The organism is Planococcus chinensis (assembly GCF_042681545.1).
Classification (GTDB): domain Bacteria; phylum Bacillota; class Bacilli; order Bacillales_A; family Planococcaceae; genus Planococcus; species Planococcus chinensis.
In genome coordinates, this window is record NZ_JBHUFW010000004.1 from 141,616 (window position 1) to 164,049 (window position 22,434).

15 protein-coding genes are annotated in these 22,434 nt (G+C 48.5%); 9 read left to right on the plus strand and 6 right to left on the minus strand.

Translation table 11 applies throughout. The features are described 5' to 3' along the window. Nucleotides 1-285: 285 nt before the first annotated feature. Both ACFSDB_RS03190 and ACFSDB_RS03195 read left to right on the plus strand, forming a co-directional pair. A complete protein-coding gene (locus ACFSDB_RS03190; protein ID WP_377339098.1) occupies nt 286-1,338 on the plus strand; it encodes a C40 family peptidase in 1,053 nt (350 codons plus the stop codon). Nucleotides 1,339-1,548: 210 nt separating this feature from the next. Continuing rightward, complete coding sequence (locus ACFSDB_RS03195) at nt 1,549-3,564, plus strand: S-layer homology domain-containing protein (RefSeq protein ID WP_204891026.1); 2,016 nt, start codon at nt 1,549-1,551, stop codon at nt 3,562-3,564. Between the two features lie 222 nt (nt 3,565-3,786). Here the strand turns inward: ACFSDB_RS03195 and murJ are convergent, their stop codons facing one another. The 3 genes from murJ to csaB all read right to left on the minus strand — a co-directional run bounded on the left by murJ (nt 3,787) and on the right by csaB (nt 7,710). After that, on the minus strand, nt 3,787-5,304 hold the full coding sequence (gene murJ, locus ACFSDB_RS03200) for a murein biosynthesis integral membrane protein MurJ (RefSeq protein WP_204891025.1): 1,518 nt from the start codon (nt 5,302-5,304) through the stop codon (nt 3,787-3,789). Between the two features lie 99 nt (nt 5,305-5,403). Then, entirely contained in the window at nt 5,404-6,576 is a 1,173-nt protein-coding gene (locus ACFSDB_RS03205; RefSeq protein ID WP_204891024.1) for a glycosyltransferase family 4 protein, read from the minus strand. Nucleotides 6,577-6,600: 24 nt separating this feature from the next. Continuing rightward, nucleotides 6,601-7,710 carry a polysaccharide pyruvyl transferase CsaB gene (gene csaB / locus ACFSDB_RS03210; RefSeq protein ID WP_204891023.1) on the minus strand — a complete coding sequence of 370 codons (1,110 nt, stop codon included), beginning with the start codon at nt 7,708-7,710 and terminating at the stop codon, nt 6,601-6,603. Nucleotides 7,711-7,845: 135 nt separating this feature from the next. Between csaB and ACFSDB_RS03215 the strand changes: the two genes are divergently transcribed. The 5 genes from ACFSDB_RS03215 (at nt 7,846) to ACFSDB_RS03235 (ending at nt 13,629) form a co-directional block, all read left to right on the plus strand. Further along, the gene (locus ACFSDB_RS03215) at nt 7,846-8,559 is read left to right on the plus strand and encodes a WecB/TagA/CpsF family glycosyltransferase (protein WP_204891022.1); all 714 of its coding nucleotides are present in this window, start codon (nt 7,846-7,848) and stop codon (nt 8,557-8,559) included. Between the two features lie 15 nt (nt 8,560-8,574). Then, a complete protein-coding gene (locus ACFSDB_RS03220; protein WP_204891021.1) occupies nt 8,575-9,846 on the plus strand; it encodes a nucleotide sugar dehydrogenase in 1,272 nt (423 codons plus the stop codon). Between the two features lie 361 nt (nt 9,847-10,207). Continuing rightward, complete coding sequence (gene galU / locus ACFSDB_RS03225; protein WP_204891020.1) at nt 10,208-11,080, plus strand: UTP--glucose-1-phosphate uridylyltransferase GalU; 873 nt, start codon at nt 10,208-10,210, stop codon at nt 11,078-11,080. Nucleotides 11,081-11,102: 22 nt separating this feature from the next. Further along, nucleotides 11,103-12,218: a glycosyltransferase family 4 protein gene (locus ACFSDB_RS03230; protein WP_204891019.1), complete on the plus strand. Its 1,116-nt coding sequence runs from the start codon at nt 11,103-11,105 to the stop codon at nt 12,216-12,218. Nucleotides 12,219-12,234: 16 nt separating this feature from the next. Continuing rightward, complete coding sequence (locus tag ACFSDB_RS03235; RefSeq protein WP_204891018.1) at nt 12,235-13,629, plus strand: O-antigen ligase family protein; 1,395 nt, start codon at nt 12,235-12,237, stop codon at nt 13,627-13,629. Between the two features lie 522 nt (nt 13,630-14,151). On the opposite strand, the gene ACFSDB_RS03240 is transcribed toward ACFSDB_RS03235, so the two are convergent. Then, on the minus strand, nt 14,152-14,634 hold the full coding sequence (locus ACFSDB_RS03240; RefSeq protein WP_204891017.1) for an SMI1/KNR4 family protein: 483 nt from the start codon (nt 14,632-14,634) through the stop codon (nt 14,152-14,154). Between the two features lie 120 nt (nt 14,635-14,754). Continuing rightward, nucleotides 14,755-16,029, minus strand: coding sequence for an ArnT family glycosyltransferase (locus ACFSDB_RS03245; RefSeq protein WP_204891016.1), 1,275 nt, complete (start codon nt 16,027-16,029; stop codon nt 14,755-14,757). Nucleotides 16,030-16,640: 611 nt separating this feature from the next. Between ACFSDB_RS03245 and ACFSDB_RS03250 the strand changes: the two genes are divergently transcribed. Together ACFSDB_RS03250 and ACFSDB_RS03255 are read left to right on the plus strand one after the other, a co-directional pair. Then, nucleotides 16,641-19,076 carry an Ig-like domain-containing protein gene (locus ACFSDB_RS03250; RefSeq protein ID WP_204891015.1) on the plus strand — a complete coding sequence of 812 codons (2,436 nt, stop codon included), beginning with the start codon at nt 16,641-16,643 and terminating at the stop codon, nt 19,074-19,076. Nucleotides 19,077-19,380: 304 nt separating this feature from the next. After that, complete coding sequence (locus ACFSDB_RS03255; RefSeq protein ID WP_204891014.1) at nt 19,381-20,403, plus strand: S-layer homology domain-containing protein; 1,023 nt, start codon at nt 19,381-19,383, stop codon at nt 20,401-20,403. Nucleotides 20,404-20,471: 68 nt separating this feature from the next. On the opposite strand, the gene ACFSDB_RS03260 is transcribed toward ACFSDB_RS03255, so the two are convergent. Further along, the gene (locus ACFSDB_RS03260) at nt 20,472-22,328 is read right to left on the minus strand and encodes an LTA synthase family protein (RefSeq protein ID WP_204891013.1); all 1,857 of its coding nucleotides are present in this window, start codon (nt 22,326-22,328) and stop codon (nt 20,472-20,474) included. Nucleotides 22,329-22,434 lie beyond the last annotated feature (106 nt).

Here is a 22,434-nt window from a genome sequence, read left to right on the forward strand (position 1 = left end):
TTTATCCATTATCAGCTGAAAAAAAGAACCGGATCGGGCTAAAGATAGAGGGAAACCTTACTATATCTAGGTTTCATACGACTTATGAAATGAAGTAAAGAATCTTTTATTCCCGTATTTATGGATATTAAACCTATAAAAAGGAAAAGTTACACATTTGTAATGTTACTGTAACAAAAATTTGCCAATGGTCTGTTAGAATCAGTAACAGAGTTAAGAAATAAGGAAAACGATTCGGTGTTTGATCAGCATCTAGAATCTCCAAACTATCTATGAGGTGACGAATTGAAAAACCGTATTATGTTGTTGATTATTGCTGTATTGCTCATATCAGCCAGCCCAATGATGACTCAAGAAGCCGAAGCCAGTGGAGCAACACCAGAACAAATTGCAGACTACGCGCAGAAATTCAAAGGAGTACCTTATAAATTTGGAGGCACGACACCGACAGGATTTGATTGCTCAGGCTATATCCTTTATGTCTTCAACCATTTCGGCATTTCATTGCCAAGAACTTCAGCTGAACAGTTTGGAGTCGGAACACCTGTATCACGCTCAGATCTACGAAAAGGTGACTTGGTATTTTATGCAAATACATACAAGCCGGGCATCTCACACACAGGCATCTACCTAGGAAACGGCAACGTCATCTCTGCGGAAAGCAAAGGAATCGCCATTTCAAACATCAACACCAACCCATACTGGGGTCCAAAATATGCAGGCGCTAGACGCCTTTCAAGTGTAAAAACAGCAACAGCGGTTGTCGCGCCGAAACCATTGGCGCCGGTAACTGACGGCAACTTCGTAGACGTACCGACGTCGCACCCGGCTTATACAGCGATCAAAACGCTTAACATTGAAGGCGTGATCAGCGGATACGAACGCCAGGACTTCCGTCCGACAACCGATGTAACACGCGGCCAGGCAGCAGCTATGGTCAACCGGGTGTTGAAGCTGACGCCTAAAAATCCGGTCGCTTTCCGCGACGTGGCACCAGGCCATAACTTCGCGAAAGATATCGCGGCGATGAACGAAGCGGGCATTTTGACAGGATTCAACAACGGATCGTTCGGCATGTACGCATCACTTACGAAAACGCAATTGGCGATCATCTTGGAGCGCGCCTTCAAATTGTCCCAATCGCAGGAAATCCAAGTGCAGACAGCTTCTGTCCGCTACCTGGACGTTACCACTCAGACCTTCGCTTATAAATCGATCCTGGCTTTGAAAGCAGTCGACGAAACAACAGTCTTCCAGACATCTAAATTCTACGGCGAATCCAAAGCCGACCGCGCCCAGTTCGCTGCTGCTTTGTACAGCGCGAAAGAAGCGCAATAATACAAAGGGCCCTTTTGCTGAATACCGGCAAAGGGGCCTTTTATATAGAAGAAACTCGATTGAACAAAAGCACTAAAAGCGTTTAAAAATGGAGTTGGAAAGAATAAAAGTTAAGCCGTTTGTCCCCTTATTAGTATAGATTTGCCAAAAAGCCTTTTTAATAGTACCAGAATGGATTAAACTGAAAGAGGCACAACTTAGGAGGAAAAGATGAAAACATTAGGGAAGATTGTAACAGCGGGCGTCTTGGCATTAGGGCTTTTGAGCACTCCAGGAATCAGCCACGCGAATGATATAGTACCAGGCAGCGCCCTGGAAATTGAAATGAAAGCCATGATCGAACGGGGCGTCCTGATGGGCTATCCGGACGGTTCCTACAAGCCATCCGCGAACGTAACGCGCGAGCAGTTCGCCGCGTTCATCAGCCGGGCATTGACGCTTCCGGACGGCCAGCACTCTTTTAAAGATGTCGCTGCTGATTCGGCACTTGGCAAAGAAGTCGGCAAAGTCAGCACAGCCGGCATCATGGAAGGGGTATCCAGCGAACGCTTTGCACCGGACGCTTTGATTACCCGCGACCAGGTCGCGATGACGATTGAGAATATGATCGAATACACCGGCATGGAACTCAAGCCGAAGCGCATGGAATTCACCGATGCATCGGACATGAATTCAGTGACCTTGAACGCTGTGTTCAATATCGCAAACTACGAAGTGGTCTTCGGATATCCGAACAACAACGTTTCACCCGTGACCTATTCATTCAAACCGAAAAACAACGCTACACGCGACCAGGCTGCGGCATTCATTTTCCGTTTCCTGACTGCTTATGAAGCAACACCGGTGGAAGAGCCGCCGGTCGAAGAACCGCCGACGCCGGAACCTGCCCCAGTCGACAATAAATTCTACTTGGGCTATGTGGAAAACGGCAAGTTGGTGAAACAGGAATACGGTCATGACGCTTACCTGTCCGCCGCTGAATCGTTCAAGAACACGGCTTCTGCAGATGCGCTCTACAAAGGCGATGAAATCATCCGCGTCAAATCGGGTGTCGCTTACGCAGACCGCGTCATCAACAACCAGGGCGTCTACGCCAATATCTACCTGGATTCCGCATTCACGAAACCGGTCACGTACATCGAGTACGGCCGTGAAATCCGCTATATCGATGCCAACGACCAGTATGTCAAAGTGCAAGTGGGCGGCACGATTGGCTATGCGAAGCACAGCGAAGTGGACTTCGTCCCGTCCGACTTGATGGTCGACCGCGATTATTACATCGTCAACCAGTGGGGAACATTGACGTTCCACCAATACAATTATGCGAAAAAGGCTGCGGCCAGCTACTCGATCGGACCGGCTCCGGCAGGCATGCAGGGCAACGTGAAATACTACAGCCACGACGGCGTGCATTTCTCAGCCGGTTCATCGAAAGTGAAGCATTACCCATACTTCCAGTACCAGTCGATCCGCACGAAAACGAACTATACCGCTGAAGACCTGGACCGCTATATCACCCAGCGACTGAGCGAAGTGAACAATATTTCATCGAAATATAAAGACGCTGCCACCAAATCGAAACTGATCGGCACAGGGAAAGACTTTATTGCCATTCAGAATCAGTACAACGTCAATGCCCTGTACATGCTCGCAGCTGCGATGCATGAAAGCGACCTTGGCATGAGCGCGAACGCGCAGACGAAGAACAACCTGTTCGGCATCAAAGTCTACGATGCGGCTCCTGAAAACGGAACGGCCTATAAATTTGCGGTCGAAAGCATCAACGACTTTGCCCGCGACTACATGAACGGGCGCTACGTCAACCCGAACGGCGCTTATCCGAACGGTGCAGCACCGGGCAATAAAACCGCAGGCGTCAACGTGAAATACGCTTCCGACCCGACATGGGGATCGAAAGTGGCAGGGCATATGTTCCGCATCGATTTGGCGCTCGGCCAAAAAGACATCGGCAAACACAAGCTCGGCATCACGAAAGTGGCTGGCGTCAACGTCCGCACAGCACCGCTTGGCGACAAACTTTACACATACAACCGCACGCATCTTGGTGTGGACAACGCGTTCGGCTATCCGGTTGTCATCTTAGAGACGAAACGCGCTTCAGACGGCTATGACTGGTATAAAATCAGCTCTGACCTGAATCCGGAACATGACACGAACGGCGGCGTCGGCTGGATCCGCTCCGACCTCGTCAATTTGATCAACTAAATGCAAAAAGCCCTCAATTTGAGGGCTTTTTTTCATGGTCTGGGAGAATGAAATATGGGAATACGCACAGCAAAGGTTGGAATAAATTTCTTCGAGCAGCCTTCACTCAGTTTCTTGTTTTCTGAAGAAGAGAACTGGGATACGCACAGCAAAGGTTAAAATACGATTCTCCCCAAAGAAAAAAGGTTGCCGGGATCTCTCCCGGCAACCTTTACACCTATTTTATTTCGATCTTCTCGCAAGTCCCAGGAAGCGATTGAAGCCGGCCGGGTAAACGATGCGAAGTAGCACAGCATATACAACCGCACCAAGCGGCACGAGGACAGCCAGTTCCAGGATGGCGTGCCAGTCGCCGGCGCCGAGCAGGAGCTTCGCACCGTAGACAATGCCTCCCATGCCGGCAGCCGGGATCAGCACGCGCCACGCCATGGCGGCGAAGCGCTTGAACTCGTCCATGCCGAGGTCTTTATAGACGACAATCATGGAGACCGTGAAGTAATAGACCGATACGACAGAAGCGGCGAACGCCAAAGCCGTGTAGCCGTAGTCGTCGACGAGCAGCCAGTTGAGCAGGAAGTTGACGGCGATGGTCGTCACGGAGATCCGGAACACGACCGCCGTCTTCCCGCGGGCGTACATCGACTTCGACAAGATCAGCTGCATGCCCTGGAAAATGATGATCGGCAAGTAGAACAGCAGGGCGGCATACGTATACGCAGTGTCTGCTTCCGTGAATCGTCCGCGCTCATAGATAAATTCGACAGCCGCGTCGCCGACAACGAGCAGGCCGACCGTGATCGGCACAAGCGTCACAAACGACAGCTCCATGCCGCGGAACACGGTGTCCTTGAACTTCGCGAGGTTTTCAGTCTGTTCGGACATCAGCGTGAAAATGATCGCAGCGAGCGTCGCTGCATAGATGGCGTTCGGGATGCTGACGATCAGCTGCGAGTTGTTCAAGTACGTAACAGCTCCGCTCAGGTCCGTGCCGGAAGCAAAGGCTTTATTGACGAACAGGTTGACCTGGCCCACAACCGAGTTCAGCAGGGAAGGGACGATCAGGATCAGGAACGCCTTGCGGAAATCCGATTCCATCCGCAGCGTCGGCGTCCAGGAGTAGTTGGAGCGGATCAGGTAGAACACCTGGATCGCGGCGCCGACCACCGTTCCGAAGACAAAGCCGTACGCGACGGAATAAATGCCCCACATATCGCTGAACAGGAGCGCGAACACAGCGGCCATCAAGGTCGCGAGCAGTTTCGACACAAGCGTCGGCACGAAGATGCGCCGCGATTGCAGGTAGGATTCGAGCAGGCCGGCAAGGGCGATGAATACCATGAAGATGAAGAACACTTCGGTGATTTCCACCGCGATGGCTTCAGCGCCCGGCGACATCTTCGGATAGACGAGCGGCACAAGCCAGCGTGCTGAGAACCAGCCAGCCACCGAGACGCCGGTGAACACCAGGACGGTCCAGTTGAGCAGCCCATTGGCGTTGGTGTCCGACGTGTCCGTGCCGTTTTCCCGGCGTTTGATATATAAAGGAAGGAATACGTTATTAAACCCGGTAGCGATCATCGCCACGACCAGTGTGATGAATGAAAACGCCAGGAAATAGCCGTCTGTTGCATCGGACGCCCCGAACTCCTTGGCGACCACCGATTCGCGGAGGAAGCCCGACAGCTTGAGCAGGAGCGCAAGCCCGGTCGTCCAGATCGCCGCTTTTTTAAGACTCGACATCAATTTCCCTCTTTTCTGGATGGCGGGAGATGTCCAGGTACGCAAACAACTCCAGCCCAATTCAAAAGGCGAAAGGAACGAATTCCTTTCGCCCGCAGATTATTTTTTCAATGCATTCATATAAATGGCTTCGTATTTCTTGGCTGCTGCAAAATGCGAGTATTCCGCGATGATTTTCTCGCGCGCCGCTTTTGCCAGCTCTTTGCCGTATTCCGGCTCTTCGATCAGGCGGATCATGGCGTCGGTCAACGCTTGCACGTTGCGTTCTTCGACAAGCAGGCCGTCTTTCTCGTGGTCGACGATCTCTTTCAAGCCGCCGACGGCGCAAGCGATCAATGGAATGCCGGAGCCCATCGCTTCAAGCGCTGAAATTGATGTCGCTTCCTCGACGCCGGCCGAATAGATCGACGGCACAAGCGCGATGTCGCTCAACGCGTAATACTGGATCATATCCTTGTGGTCGACAGCACCGAGCATCGTCACGCGCTCTGCGATGCCGAGCTCTTTCGCTTTCGCTTTCATGTCGTCCATCATTTCCCCGGTGCCTGCGAACACGAGGCGCGCATTCGGGAAACGCTCCAACACCGGAGGGAAGGAAAGGATCGGGTAGATGACGCCGTTTTTCTTCGTCAGCCGGCGGGGGATGAAGAAGATAAGGTCGTCCTGGTTCATCTTGTACTTGTTGCGGAATTCCTCGCGGCGCTCCAGTTCCGGCTTGAAGTCTTCGACGTCGATGAAGTTCTTGATCATCGTCGCGTCAACGCCGGTTTCGCGCTTGATATATTCCTTGATTCGGGTATCGACCGTGATGACTGCACGGGTTTTCTTGAACATGCTGAACTCGACGTCCAACAGGTTCTGCTTGTGCTTGCTGTCTTCTGCGACCGAACCTTTGGAAATGCCTTCGTACGTCAAGTAGCCGTGGGCCGTCGTGACTGTCGGCAGCCCGGCGTTGATGGATGCGCGCGTCGCGAACACATCCTGCGCGTTGACGATATCGAACGATTTGTACTTGTCGGCTTTCAGCATCCGTTCAAGGAAGCCTTGGCGGCGGTTCAATGTCCAGACATAGCCCGCTCCAAGCGAAGCTTTGTTCAGGACGAAGGACGGCGCGCGGGCGATCCAGTCGCGGCGCCATTTCTCGACGTCGGAGAACGACAGAGTCTCCACAGTGTGTCCGAGGTTTTCAAGGCCGGTCTTCAGCGTCGTCATGTGCGTAGACAATCCGCCAAGATGCGGATAATCGTAGGATGTTGCCAATAGAATTTTCATCGTTTATTTCCTTTCTCTATTCCCTTATTTCACGAAGTTCTCTTCGAGCAATTCGACGTTGCGCATCGCTTCGGCGCGCAGCTTCGCTACATTGGGTTCCATGATGGCCTGAGCGGCCGCTTTGTTGTCCAATAGATATAACGCATTCTCGAGCAGTTTGGTTTCATCGATTTCGCCGAGGCGGAATGAATAATCCCACATGCCGGAGCGTTTCAGGAAGCTTTCGACTTTCTTGTCGTAGCTGAAGCCAAGGTGCGGCACATTCGACAGCGCCGAGAAAATCAGGGCGTGCAGGCGCAATCCGACGGTCAGGTCCGCATGGCGGATGAAGTTCAGGAATTCATTCGGCGTAAAGTCCGAACCGAGCAGCATCGCCTTGTCGGCATGCTGCATCTTCGACAGGACGTCGTTTGATGCCGGCACGTCGTATTTGCCTTCCATCGGCACGAACACCGGCGTCACGCCGCGAAGTTCGATCAATTGGTCGAGCAGGCGGGCGGTCTTTTCGATATAGTCCGGGTTGTCGAACCATGGGCGCACCGTCACGGCAACAATCTTCTCATCGCCTTTCAATGGAAGGGAGTTGTACGCGCGGTCTTCTTCGTCGGCTTTGAACGCGAACACGATGTCCGCCGTTACAACCGTCTCCGGGCGCGTCACGCCGAGCTTCTTCAAATAGTCTTTCGAGTACTGGTCGCGCACGGTGATAAAGTCAGCGCGGTTTGCGAACACTTTCATGAGGATCTTGCCCCATGTCGATGTCACGGGCCCAATGCCCTGGGAGAAGAACATCACTTTCGTCCCCGCGATTTTCGCGAGCATGACGATCAATAAATAATAAGGGAGCGGTCCGAACAAGAACTTTGTCGGATATGTATCCTGCAGCAGTCCACCGCCGCCGGAGATCAAAAGGTCCGCCCCTTTCAAAGCGCGGTATTTCTCCTTGTTTTCACGGCGCCACGCACGGTAGATCGATTTCACATTATATTCTTTCGCCGTTTTTTCCGGTGACAAAGAAAAAACCGTAATGTCGGGGTTGTCCAATTCAGCACGCAAATTATCAATAATGGCTTTCAGGATGGCTTCGTCACCCGTATTACCCAATCCATAAAAACCAGATAGTACAATCTTCACACTTTTTCCTCCTCAAACTAAGACGCTGACGCCTTGTCCTCGCTAAATTCTAACACTTGTCATTCGCCCTGTGCAACTCCCCGTGAAATCTGCTATACTAATAAAATTGAAAGCCAACGAACCGGGGGTTTAACGATGAAAGAAAGTTATTTAGGGGTCGATGTTTCACCCCTGTCTTATACAGGTATAATAGAAGATTTACGTAAACGAATCGCTGGGGGACAGCAGTCGACGATCATCGCCGTCAATCCGGAAAAAGTCATGGCTGCCCAACGCGATCCGCAGGTCAAGGAATTGATCAATGCGTCGACTTACCAGATTGCTGACGGGGTCGGAATTCTGCTCGCTGCAAAACTGAAAGGCGGCAACATTACATCACGCGTGACAGGCGTCGACATGATGGCCACCTTGCTGAAGTTTGCAGAAGAAGACGGACATCCGGTCTATTTTTATGGCGCAAAAGAGGAAGTCGTCACCAAAGCGATTGCCAATATCCAAGCAACACACCCGAATATCCGAGTGGCCGGCTACACGAACGGCTACGAAACGGATGAAGCGGCGCTCGTGTCGCGCATCCACCAGAGCGGCGCGAAGATCCTCTTCGTCGCCCTTGGTAGCCCGAAGCAGGAATTATGGATCCGGCGGAACTTACAGAAGCTTCCAAACGTCCAAGTATTCCAGGGAGTGGGCGGCAGTTTCGATGTCTTCTCCGGAACCGTCAAACGCGCGCCGGCTGCCTTCCGCAAACTTGGCCTCGAATGGCTTTACCGGCTCGGCTCAAGCCCGTCGCGCATCAAGCGCCAGATGAACTTGCCGGTCTTTTTAATGAAAGTAATGCGATCACGCTAAAGGAGTTATGGAAAAATGAAGAAATCAATCTGTGTTGTCGGCCTCGGCTATATCGGCTTGCCGACAGCGGTCATGTTCGCAAATCATGGACATAAAGTCCACGGTGTAGATATCAACGAAAAAGCGGTCAAAATGATCCAGAACAAACAGCTCCACATCGAAGAATTCGGCCTTGAAGAGCGCTTGAACGGCGCCATCGACGGCGGCATGCTGACAGCCGGCACGACTCCGGTCGAATCGGACGTCTTCATCATTGCTGTACCGTCGCCGATCAAAGCGGACAAAACCGCGGAACTCGAATATGTGCGCAAAGCGACAGCTTCGGTTGTCCCGTACCTGAAAAAAGGCAATCTTGTCATCTTGGAATCGACTGTGCCGCCGCGTACTGTTGAAGACATCATGCTGCCGGAACTGGTCCAGTCAGGCCTTGAGATCGGCACAGACCTTCTCGTGTCCCATTCACCGGAACGCGTCATCCCGGGCAAAGTGTTCGCGGAACTCGTTTCAAACGACCGCATCATCGGCGGCATTAACGAAGAATCAGCACAGCAGACGTCTGACCTCTATAAATCATTTGTCAAAGGCACAATGCATGAAACTGATGCAACCACGGCAGAACTCGTCAAAGTCATGGAAAATACATACCGAGACGTCAACATCGCATTCGCCAACGAACTTGCGATGATCGCCCAAGGCATCAACGTCAACATCTGGGAAGCAATCAAGCTCGCCAACTATCACCCGCGCGTGAATATCCACTTCCCGGGCCCGGGCGTCGGCGGCCACTGCATCGCGGTCGATCCGTGGTTCCTTGTTGAACTGGATCCCGAAAAAGCGAAAATCATCCACCTGGCGCGCCAGACAAACGACGGCATGCCTTCGTATACCGCGCAGCTGACAGCGGATATCCTGGCTGCCAAAGGCATCAAAGATCCGAAAATCGGTGTCCTCGGCCTTGCGTTCAAAGGCAATATCGACGACATGCGCGAAAGCCCGTCGGTCGAAGTGATCGAGCAATTCCGCGTACGCGGCATGAAACTCGTAGCGCACGACCCGCACATCAAGGAAAACAACATTCCGGAACAAACCCAGAAGTTCGATGAAGCGGTCACAGATGCGTCTGCATTGGTTATCCTTACCGATCACCAGGCATTCAAAGATATCGACCCGACCACACTGACAACCATGGCGAATAAAATCGTCATCGACACCAAAAACTGCATCGACCGCGCAAAATGGGAAGCAGCCGGTTTCGACGTCTACTTGCTGGGCGATTCTAAAAACTGATTATAAATTTCTTGTGAATAAAAATAGGTGAGTTTTATGCCGCTTCGGCCGCTTGGGGCATGGCTTTCGCCATGAGCCGGGAAAAGCACCCGTCTCATAGCTTCGCCTAGCCCACTGACGCGCCGGCGCTGGTAATTTGTTTTTTAACAGGTAATCAAGTTAAAGGGCACTTTCTTTTTATGATATGGAGCAAAACTGCGGAGACGCCCGCAGGCAAGACATTAGCCGAAGCCTGCGAGGCTAAGTCTTTGCGACGAAGCTAGCGAAGCGATGCAGGAGCATATGTTTTCAGCGAAGCTGTTTTGCGGAATATCATCACCTGCTATAAATCTATTTCAACTTACCCTAGGAGGCCTCGGACATGAAGAAAGTCAGAAAAGCGATCATTCCCGCTGCTGGTTTAGGCACGCGTTTCTTGCCTGCAACCAAAGCGATGCCGAAAGAAATGCTGCCGATCGTCGACAAGCCGACGATCCAATACATCGTCGAAGAAGCGATCGATTCAGGAATCGAAGATATCATCATCGTTACCGGAAAAGACAAGCGGGCGATCGAAGATCATTTCGACTCTGCGCATCTTCTGGAAACGCGCCTTGCTGAATCCGAAAAATTCGAGCTGTTGAATGCGGTCCAATTATCCAGCAAAGTCGATATCCACTATATCCGCCAGAAAGCGCCGCTTGGCCTTGGCCATGCCGTGTGGACAGCCCGTAAATTCATCGGCGATGAGCCGTTTGCAGTCCTACTTGGCGATGACATCATCCAGGCGGAGACGCCAGGCTTGAAGCAATTGATGCAGAAGTACGAAGAAACCCAGTCATCGATCATCGGCGTCATGGAAGTGCCGGAAGAAGAGACATACCGCTACGGCATCATTGACCCTTCCGAGCATTTCGATCATTTGTACAAAGCAAAAGGCTTTGTTGAAAAACCGAGAGCAGGCACCTCGCCGTCGAACATGGCGATCATCGGCCGCTACATCTTCAATCCGGAAATTTTCGGATTCCTTGAACAGATGAAAGTCGGGGCAGGCGGGGAAATCCAACTGACCGATGCCATCGAGCAATTGAACAAGATCCAGAATGTTTATGGCTATGCATTCGAGGGGAAACGCTATGATGTTGGTGAAAAACTCGGCTTTGTCGAAACAACGATCGAATTCGCGCTTCAGCGTCCGGACCTCCGCGCAGACTTGCTCGAATACATGAAAGCGAAAATCAAAGACTACGAATAACCATTTGGAAGGAAGGATCCGTATGAAAATTTTATTGGTGTCGAATATGTATCCTTCTAAGGAATTTCCGAGCTATGGCGTGTTTGTCCAGAACACGGAAACCATCCTTGCCAACGAAGGGTTTCAAGTGGAGAAAGCGGTTATCCAAAAAAAGACGGCGAAATGGCAGAAAGCATTGGGCTATGCCGGGCATTACGCGAACGTCATCCGCAAAGGCATGAGCGGCGGATATGACGCAATCTATGTCCACTACGCCGCGCACAATGCGCTGCCGCTCTTGATGCTCAAGAAAATGAAGCCGTCGGTGCGCATCGTGACGAATGTGCACGGCAGCGATGTCGTGCCGGAAGTCCCGTCGCAGGAGAAATTCCAGCCGAACGTCAAAAAGCTGCTCGAACAATCGTCGGTGATCATCACGCCGTCCCGGTATTACGAAGGGCTGGTCCGCGAGAAATACGGCGTACAAACGCCGATCCGCATTTTCCCGTCCGGCGGAGTCAACGACGCCGTTTTCTATCCAGACAAGGAAAATAAGAAGGAGCTCATGGCGCGCTTTAACTTGGACCCGGCTTTCCGCTATTACGGCTATGTCGGGCGGATGGATGTCGGCAAGGGATGGGACCACCTCTTGCACGGGTTTGCCCAATTCCTGAGAGAACATCCTGAATTGAAACAGGAAGTGCGCCTCATCATGGTCGGATCCGGCAAGGATGACGCCAAGTTCTTCAAGATGAAAACAGAGCTTGGCCTGGACGAGTCGGTTATCCATTTCCCGCTGATGAAGCATGCCGATCTGGCAGCTATCTACAACATCATTGACCTCTTCATCTTCCCGACGACCCGCAAAGGGGAGAGTCTGGGGCTGGTAGGGCTGGAAGCCATGGCGTGCAAAACACCGATTCTCGCAAGCCGCATCGGCGGCATCCTCGACTACACAGTCGAAGGCGAGAATGGCTGGCTGTTCGAACCCGGCAACCCTGAAGATTTGGCAAGAGGCTTAGCCGCCTACGAGCAATTATCCGACCAACAGAAATCACTAGCCGGCCAAGCCGCTTATCAAACTGCTCAACAGTATGAACAAAAGAAGATCCAGTCGAAGCTATCGGCTATATTCCATGAACTTGAGCTAACAAAATGAAAGAGGACCCCCAACTATGAATTATAAAAAAATACTCATGTTATTTGTGGCTTTTATTGCCTTGCAGCCAATCATCGATGTATTGACGACTGCTTCCATTTTTATGGTGAACACCAGCCTGACCGTAGGCGTCCTGATCCGGGCCGCTTATATGGTAGCCATGCTGGCCCTGCTCTTATGGGTATCGAAAAAGAGCCGCATCAGCCGCCTGTTCACGGTGTACCTCATCGGATTGGCAGTAGTCATAGGCATCAACATCGCCGTCAATTTGAACGTAAAAGATCCGTATTATTTATTCCAAGAGTTGAAATTTTTCAATAAAGTAATTTATTTCCATATTGTTCTTTTAGGGTTGACGATTGTCTACCGTGAGTTGAAAGACCGCGATTACGACATTTCCGGAAAAACGACCAAGTATTTCTGGATTTCGGGATTGATCATCGGCATCGTCTTTGTGGTCGCCCAGATCACCGGGACAAGCTTGTCGAATTACTCGCATACAAAAGTCGGCTTTACCGGCTGGTTCTATGCGGGCAATGAAATCGGCGCAATCATGGCAATCGTGCTGCCGATTATGGCGCTTTACGGCACGCAGAAGACCGATTCCTTGAAAAAGTCATGGGCCTGGATTCCGTTTGTAATTCTGTCGCTCGGAATGCTCGCGCTCGGCACCAAAGTCGGCTACGGCGGCATCCTGATCGTCTTGCTGTCGGTTCTGTTCGGCAGCTTGATCATGCGCTTCATCATGAAGCAGAACACTAAGAACATCACAGCGAATCTCATCGTTTCGGCGATCCTGACAGTTCTGCTAGTGGTTATCACGCCGGTTACGCCGGTATTCGGCAATATGTTCGCACACATCACATCACTTGGCATCGACTTCAAGGATCCGGTGGAACGTCCGGGCGAAGAGTTGCCTCTAGAAGGCGAACCGGGATATGTCGAGCCGGTAGAGGAACCCGATATTACGAATGAACAAGTCCAGAACCTGATCTTCAGTTCACGCGAGAAGTATAAAGAAGTGATGAACGATGACTTCTTCAGTTCACCGATCGGACAGCAATTGTTCGGTATGGGCTTCGCTGGGAATTACGAAGTGCCGGAACCAGGCAAAACACCGAAAATGATTGAGATGGATTTCCATGACTGGTTCTATTCGTTCGGCTGGATCGGATTCTTGTACCTGATCGCACCGTTCGTCTATTTCGCAGGCAAGTACCTGATCCATTTCGTGCGCCACATCAAGACGCATTTCACGTACTTCTACGTGCTCTATGGCGTCGCGTTCCTTCTAGGCACAGGCATCGCCTATACTGCGGGACATGTGCTGACAGCACCTGCTGTGTCGATTTACCTGGCAGCGATTCTTGCAATGCTGATGGTGAAAGAGAATTTGATCAAGTCCAATTAAAGAAATCACCCGCATCTTCATGGATGCGGGTGATTTTTTGGGTTTGGGAGGGAGTGTAATTATTGGATAACTTGAATGATCATTGAAATCGATTGAGCGCTCATAGAAGTCCGACGAACGCTCATAAGGAACGCTTGAACGCTCATAGAAGTCCGACGAACGCTCATAAGGAATGCTTGAACGCTCATAGAAGCCTGACGAACGCTCATAGAAGTCCGTTAAACGCTCATAGAAAATCCAAAGCAAGTAAATGTGGTCTAAAGAGAGACTTTCTAGATAGAAGGTAATGAAAGAAACAAGCTATTTAAACCGCTTCGGCCGCTTTGGGCATGGCTTTCGCGATGAGCCGAGAAAGGCAATCGTCTCAACGCTTCGCCCAGCCCGTGGACGCGCCGGCGCTGGATAGGCACTCTACAAGAGGGATATAAATGATATGAACCAAGTTTATTTTTTAAAAGAATTGATGCCTAAAGCCTTCCGGAATAAGGAATAAATACATAACGTTTTCAAAAATGAGCTAGCCTAGCCCACTATGCGAAAAAGCTGTTTTATAAAATCATCAAATGTATCTGCCATCTTAATATATTTCCAAGACATTTCTTCGGTGGAGTAATCTTCCTGAATACATTGGATAGAAGGGTTTTCTTTTGTAAAACGATAATCCATTACAAGCCAGTGATGGTAATCCGACCATAATACAATTAGATTCCCCGGCAACTTTGCTTCTTCCAACAAATTACCGTACGATATAATGCTCGTATCATCGTCCTCGAAATGAATAGGATCAATATCTAACTGATACTTCCCGGATCTGTCTGGCATTATAAAATATGGATAAGTAAGTTCTCCACCATTATGGTCTTTCATTAATTGCTTGAATGTTTCTGGAAAGCTTAGATCTAACTGAGCTTCTGCTTTTCGAATAATTTCCTCATTGATTGGGTATTGATTTCGCCAACTTTTTTCTTTATCCCAAAAGTTTTTGCCGTTATAATACTCTTTCATTTATGGGACCTCCTCTGATCAGAACTGATTTATAGTATAACAGCAGCCTTTATTTACTCAAAAGTACGTTTACCTAACAAAAAAAGATTAACGAAGCTAATAAATAAAAAACCATCCTCATCAAATTTCTGATGGGGATGATTTTTTTTGCCTCGAATTCGAAAACGCGAGTCCGAAGACGTGGGCCGCTCCGCCGATAAACAGGAAAGCAAACGGCATGAGCGGCTGGTTATACCGCGGATAAGCGAAATAGACATTGTTCATGACAGTGAAATACGCAAAAAACAAGAACAGGTACAATAGTTCGCGCCACCGGTTGAGCTTGAATGCCAGGAGCAGGAAGAAGGAAGCGACGCTCGTCCAAATCAGCACCTGATAGGCCGCCCGTACTTTTTCGGCGGTGATGCCGAATACTTCAATCCAATAGAAGGGAGCCTTCCACTGGATTTCGAATTTCTTGATTGTATACGTTTCTTGCAGCCATTCCGGGTTGTGCTCGCGCATGCGTTCGATGCGCTCTTTCGCTACTTCCATCTGGTAGATGTTCTGCTGGTAGCGGCTCGCATCCGGATACTTCTCAACGAGTTCAGCGATCACCTCGCGGGAAGTCGGCCCGTATTTATAGCCGTGCGCTTGGTATGTGCCAAGAAGCATCGGATTGCCTGCGCCGCCTGACAGCGGAATAAAGGCGTCGTAAGCAATATAATTGCGTGCCCACCAAGGTCCAAGGACGAGGAGCAGCAGAGCTGCTGCTATGGCGAACTGCTTGAAGGCAATCTTTAACGGATACGCCTTGAAGACTAGATAGACGAGCAGCAGTAGCGGGAACAGTGCTACAGTCGGACGGAACATAATCATGAACAGATAGGTCCCAATGACCCAAAAGAAATCCTTCATGGAATACGTGTCGCCCAAACGGAGCGAGAAGTAGACGAACAGGACAAACGCCGCGGTCGTCGGAGCTTCCGTTGCAACCAGATTGTCGGATACGGCAATAGGGACGTAAAGCGCCAGAATCATGGCAGCGACCGATCCGGCAACGGGGCTGAAAAGGCGTTCGCCGATTTTGTAGACGCCGGCGATGCTGACGCAGCCGAGCAGGATCATCAGCAGTTTTGCAGCTGCCAGGCCGGCAGTGCCGGTTCCGAAAAAGAAAAAGACGCCAGCGATTAGGAACGGCAGGCCTGGCATGATATGTACGGTCGGCTCAGTGTGATCGACGTAAACCAGTTTGCCTTCCGCCAACAGGTACTTGGCGCTGTCGATATAGAAGACGTCATCGCTATTTAAATTCAGGCCCGGTCCATAATGGATGAGAATAGCCAAACGCAGGGCAAAGCCTGCCAAAACAGGCACCCAAAGCCATGGGCTTAAATTTTTAATCTTAGTAAACATCTTTACCTCCTAGAAAAAATAACACTCCTTCTATTATAAAGGAAGGAGCCAAAAAACACAGCTTACACCTCAAACACTGAATTTAGTGGCAAAAGGTGATTTGTCCCGAGTGATAATAAATTAGACCTACGGCAGAAAATACTGAACTATTACAAGCAGGAAACGTTTCGAATAACTAATTATTTTTTAGGCTGATGAATAAATAAACGCAGCCACATAGCCACTTGTTTACTAAACATTGTTATATCAACGTTTTACAGTCTTGTATAAGTTATATTTATGGGGATATACCACTTAATATGCGACTAAATTTTCTGATTTCGGTATTATTTGTCATACTTACGTATCATTTTCATAATAAAATGTAATTTATAGGATAAATTTTGCAGATATCACTTGAAATATTCGCCATCTTTGTTACACTAGTTAAGAGTTTAAATCCCTGGTCCAATAATTCATATTGCCCATTAAGTCAGAATTGCATTACATATCATTAGTATTTGCTATTATACTTAATTTGGCATTAATGGATTGTTTTCAGAGGTTTAAATTGAGTTTAACAACTCGCCAAATCAACAAATCAACATCCAAATTAGGGAGGAATAACACACATGGCTTACCAACCAAAGTCTTACAAGAAATTCGTTGCTACTGCAGCGACAGCTACTCTAGTAGCTACAGCAGTAGTACCAGCTGCATTTGCAGATGACGTAAAAACAGCAGCATTCACGGACGTTGCTCCACAATATCAAGCAGCGGTTGATTTCGTTGTTGAACAAGCTATCGCTAAAGGGATTTCTGAAACACAATTCGGTATCTCTAAAGAAATCATCCGTGGCGATGCTGCGATCATGATCGCTAACGCTGCTGGCCTTAACAACCCGGATGCTCCTGCATCAGGTTTCACTGATGTACCGACTCGTGGCGCTCTAGCTATCAACTCGTTGAAAGCTGCTGGCGTAACTAACGGTAAAACTGCTACTTCTTTCGATTTCAGCGGAGACATCACTCGCGGTGAAGCTGCAGTCTTCTTGGCAAACGCTTTCGACCTTAAAGGCGACACTTCAAACGTTAAGTTTACTGATGTAAACTCACGTTACATGGCTGCTGTAGCGGCTTTGGTTGACAACAAAGTAACTAACGGTAAATCAGCTACTCAATTCGGAACAGACGACAACATCACTCGCGGCGACTTCGCTCGTTGGTTGCTTGCTCTTGAAGATTTGATCGTTGACCCAGCTGAGCCAGGCGTTACAGGCGTAACTTCTGTAAACGTTGTTGATACTAACATCATCGAAGTATCTTTCGGAACTCCAGTAGATGAAGAAACTGCTACTGATGCTTCAAACTACCTTCTTGATGGTGCAAGCCTACCAGCTTCAGCTGAACTTGAGCTTTCTGCTGACGGCAAAAAAGTAACAATCACTATGTCTGCTGATGATGCTCTTGAGAACGGTTCAACTGTTACACTTACAACAAGTGTTGACGACAGCATCGAAGACATCAATGAAAAAGTTGTTGCAGAAACAACTACAACATTGAAAGTAAACGATACTAAACTTCCGACTGTTACTGGTTCTAAATATGTATTTGCTGATGATGAACTTACAGTTTCTTTCAGCGAGCCATTAGAAGATGAAGGAACAGTTGTAGTGACTGACTCTGACGGAGTAGATCAAGAACTAGTTGCAGAATTAGACGAATCAGGTCTTTTCCTTACACTTGACACTTCTTCACTCGAAGATGACGAAGTTTACACATTGACAATGGTTGGTGCTACTGACTTGGCTGGTAACCGTTTTGCAGCTAACACAGTAACTGCTAACTTCCGTACGGGTGCTACTGAACTTGTTGCTCCAACAGTGAAATCTGTTAAAGCTCTAGCTTCTGACGTAATTGAAGTTACTTTCTCAGAAGAATTGTCTGAAACAGGTACTTTGAACGGAACTGATTTAGAAGAGTATGAGTACGAAGTAGATGCAACTGGAACAGTTTACACGATCGAGTTGTTCGAAGAAATGGAAGATGACAGCGTTGTTTCATTCACATTTGCTGGTCAAGAAGATTTGAATGCAAACAAACTTGTTACAGTAACTAAGAAAATTAGCTACTTTGACGATGTAACAGCTCCGAAATTGGTTACAACTGAAGTTGAAGGACGTATTGTTACTTTGACATTTGACGAAAATGTTTACTTGTCTGATGTTGAAGATGCTGTTCTAAGAACTCCTGAAAACGTTGTAATTGAAATTGACAATGCTGAATTTGACTATGTTGATGGAAACATGAAGCAAATCACAGTTGATCTTTCTGACGCTGTTGGAGCAGACGCTGTTTCTGGTAGCTACAAATTGACTGTTGCTGAAGATACTGTATTTGATACTGAAGGCAACAGCACATCTTACACTACATCATTTGGTTTGTCTGATCTTCCAGCTAATGAAGTTAAACCAGAAGTTGAAGACGTTGATTACTCTGCTGCTGATGGAACAGTTACTGTATACTACAGCGAAGCAATGAATTCAAGCGCATTGAACCTTTCTAACTACAAAGTTGATGGTCAATCAGTATTTGCAGATGCTTACTTCTCTGGAAATAAAGAAACTGTAGTATTGACTTTGAAAGAAAATGTATTTGCATTTGATGCAGACCGCGTACTTTCAATCTCAAACGTTTCTGATTTGACTGGAAATAACATTGATGCAATCACTGAAGTCATCGAATTCGGAGATAACACTGCACCAATGTTGTTAACTGCAGAACTTGAAGAAGATTTGGAAACAATTACTTTGACTTTCAATGAAAACATGGATGCTGAATCTATTGTTGATCTTTCAACTGACTTTGAAGTTCTAGTTGGCGGTGTAGCTCAAACAGGAACAATCGAAGAAGGTTCTGGTCGTGAATTCACTATTACTCTAGAAGATGAATTGACTGCAACTGAGTATGCTAAAACAATTACTCTTACTCCAGCAGAAGATTTCGATGTTGCTGATGAAGCTGGTAACTTGCACCCAACATTCAAATCTGTAACTGTAGCTAAATAATTTATACAATAAAGGATTACACTTCAATTGAAGTGTAATCCTTTTTTTGTTTTATATTACCTCTAGTATTTATTAAGAATTAATATAAGTGTAAAAAAAGTGAGTTGATTGAGAATGACTGTGAAATTTTGCATTAGTTATTAAATTTCATGAATTATTGTCTATCTAAAAAAGGGAATATATAATTATATAAAAATATATTTCCTTGAATATAAAATTAACAAAATATTATTTTTCTGAAAAAATGTTTTTATAAGAGCCCATAATATTATTAAATCAAAAGCTTTTATAGAAGGAGTTTCGTATGAACTTAAAATCATTCGCTTTATTGAAAAAGGTTATGCTAGTATTGTTTACTGCTATTATCGCTTTCTCGGCTAACCCTAAGGCTTCACAAGCAGCAACCGCGTTCCCAGATGTCCCATCATCTCATTGGGCACACGACGCAATAACGGATTTAACCGAAAAGAACATCATCAGCGGCAAATTGGACGGCAGGTTTGATCCGTCCGGATCGGTGACGCGCGCTCAAAGTGCGATATTGATTGTGCGGGCGCTTGGCATTTCCACGGCGAACCGGCCAAATCCGGGATTCAAGGATGTCTCTTCAACTACGACCGGCTATAAGGAAATTGCCGCGTTGACGGACCTCGGCGTGTTCGCGAAAGCGACAAGATTCAATCCGTATCAGCCTGCGACGCGTGCGCAGATTGCGAAGATTCTGGTCATCGCTTTTGAGTTGAAAGGGACGAGTTCGAAGATCCAAGCGTTCAAAGACGTGGCGACGGCCAATTCTTTCTATTCCTATATAGATACGCTGGTGACGAATGGCATCACTTCCGGTACGACGCCTTCGACATTTAGCCCGTATCAGAATGTCACGAGAGCTCAGATTGCCGCTTTTATTCACCGGATTTTGATGCCGGAAAAACCGGCCGGTGAGGCGGCGTTCATGTCGGAAGTTCTCGTTCTGGTTAATAAAGAACGTGCAAAAGCCGGCGTTCCTGCATTGAAATCGCATGCAGGTGTGCAGAGTCTGGCCATCGCCAAATCGAAGGATATGGCAGCCAATAATTATTTTGACCATCGCTCGCCGACGCTCGGAATGTACAGCGACCAATTGAAGCGCGCCGGCATCTCATACAGCAGCGCCGGCGAGAATATCGCAGCCGGCCAGCGCACGCCGGAAGCCGTCATGCAGAGCTGGATGAGCAGCCCCGGCCACCGGAGCAACATCCTGAGCAGCGGCTATACGCATATCGGGATTGGCACATACAAAGGCGGGAGCTACGGCTATTACCACACCCAGATTTTCATCAAGCAATAAGCGTTCCGAAAAAACGCCAAATAAAAGAAGGTTCCGCAGTGAGTAACCTCGCTGCGGAATCTTCTTTTTTATTGCCCAAATAATTTTTCTTTGGAATACTGCTTGCCGAACAATAAATCATACTGGATCAGTTCGTAGACGCGTTTGACATCTTCCACGCTGTCCGGCGTCACTTTGTACAGTTCGCCTTCTGCATCGATCTTTACTTTGGAAGTATAGCCGGGCATTTCCTTCTGAAAGTTTTCAAGAAGGGAATAGTAGAGCGGCTTTTCGATGCCCGCCAAATCGAAAATGGCTGGGGCAAGGAACGACGGGCTGATGGTGCCCAGCTCTGGTATGTCGGCGCCGTAATTGCTCCAAACCGCTAACGGCGTCGTGTGCATGTCTTTGAAGTCTTCGAGCTCCCAATTTTCTTCGCCCGGACCCTTTGGTACAAATCCGGCTTGCTTGAACATCTTATAGTCATGGCCGAGTGCCGGAAGATGGTCGCCGAAAAAGACGATCAGCGTCGGTTCTTCCGAAGCCTCGAAATGATCAGTCAGCGCTTTAAAGGCAGCATCTGCATCGGCAATACCTTGCGTGAAGGAACGAAGCAACAAATTGAAGACCGGATCGACTTCGGGCGGCGTATTGGTTTCGACGGTGAACTCCGGGTATTTATTGCTGTTGTAGCTCGTGTGGTTCTGCATCGTGATGGCATAAGCGAAGAGCGGCTCTTCGGTTCTTTCAATCTGTTCGATCAAGGTGCGGGTCACTTGTTCGTCCGAGACGAACGGCCCTTTGTATAACGGATCATTAAAGCCATCGATGTCGATGAATTCCTCAAAGCCGATGTGCCGGTAGACTTCTTCGCGGTTCCAGAACCATTTCGGGTAAGGGTGGACCGCTGTAGTATGGTAACCCAGTCCGTCGAGATAGCGGGGCAGCGCCGGCAGTTCGTGCTTGATGTATTGCTGGTACGGCACTGAACCGGGCGGCAGGAACATATTCGTGAAGCCAGTCAGCGCTTCGAATTCCACATTGCTGGTGCCGCCGCCAAATGTCGAGGTCAAAATGCTGCCGTTCTGATGCTGCCGGACCGTCGGCATCGGGTCTTCTGCAAATTCGAGCGATGGGATGGTCGTCGGATCCCAGAAGCTCTCGCTCATGATGACGATCACGTTCGGTTTTTCTGTAAGTGATGAACCTGCGGGAACGGGCCGGGATTCCAGGTTTTCGATAATCTCATTGATGTTTTTTTCGTTATAGCCGCTTGGCGGCAGGACAATTGCGCTCTGCATATTGAGCAGGAAGGTGACGAAAAAACCGTTCGTTTTGTAATTGCGGTTCTGGTCGAATGTGATATTCGTGACGCCAGCATCCTTCAGCGACGTTTCCACGTTCGGGATGGAGCGGTAGAAGATGAACAAACTCAGGAAACCGGCAGCCACAATGATCAGGACGAGCCGCATCCAAATGTTCAAGCGGATCAGGCGCTTCGGCTTTTTGATGCGGATGAATGCGGCGAGGGCCGCGACGAGTGCGATGGCGCCGAAGAAGTAAAGAAGGACTTTTCCGAAGTCCACTTCTTTGATCAAGTTCGGCAAAAGGTTCAGGACGTTGTCGTAGAGCATCATGTCCCACGGGTACAGGTATTCCCCTAGGAAGCTGAACTTGAAATAGCTCATGACCGCGAGAAACCAGGCGACCCCGTTAGTGAGGAGGAAACTAATCAGGAAACGGTTGAAGAGGCCAAGGAACAACAGGAATATACTGAACGTTATCATGACATTAAAGAAGAAAGCGTTCGGCTTTTCTTCTTTCCAGGCAGCCGTCTGTCCCGGGTCGTTATTCAAAAAGGTTTCAATCCCGCCAATCAGAAAGTAGAAGTAAACGAGTGCAGCGAGTATCGCAAGAACGCCTCGGAAGCGGAACAGGATTTTCAAATAAATTCACCTCAAAAAAATAATTATATTTGGTATCGTCCTTAAATTATACCATTTTTTTGTATTTATTATTTAAGTGGTTCAAATTAACAATAAAAGAAAAAGG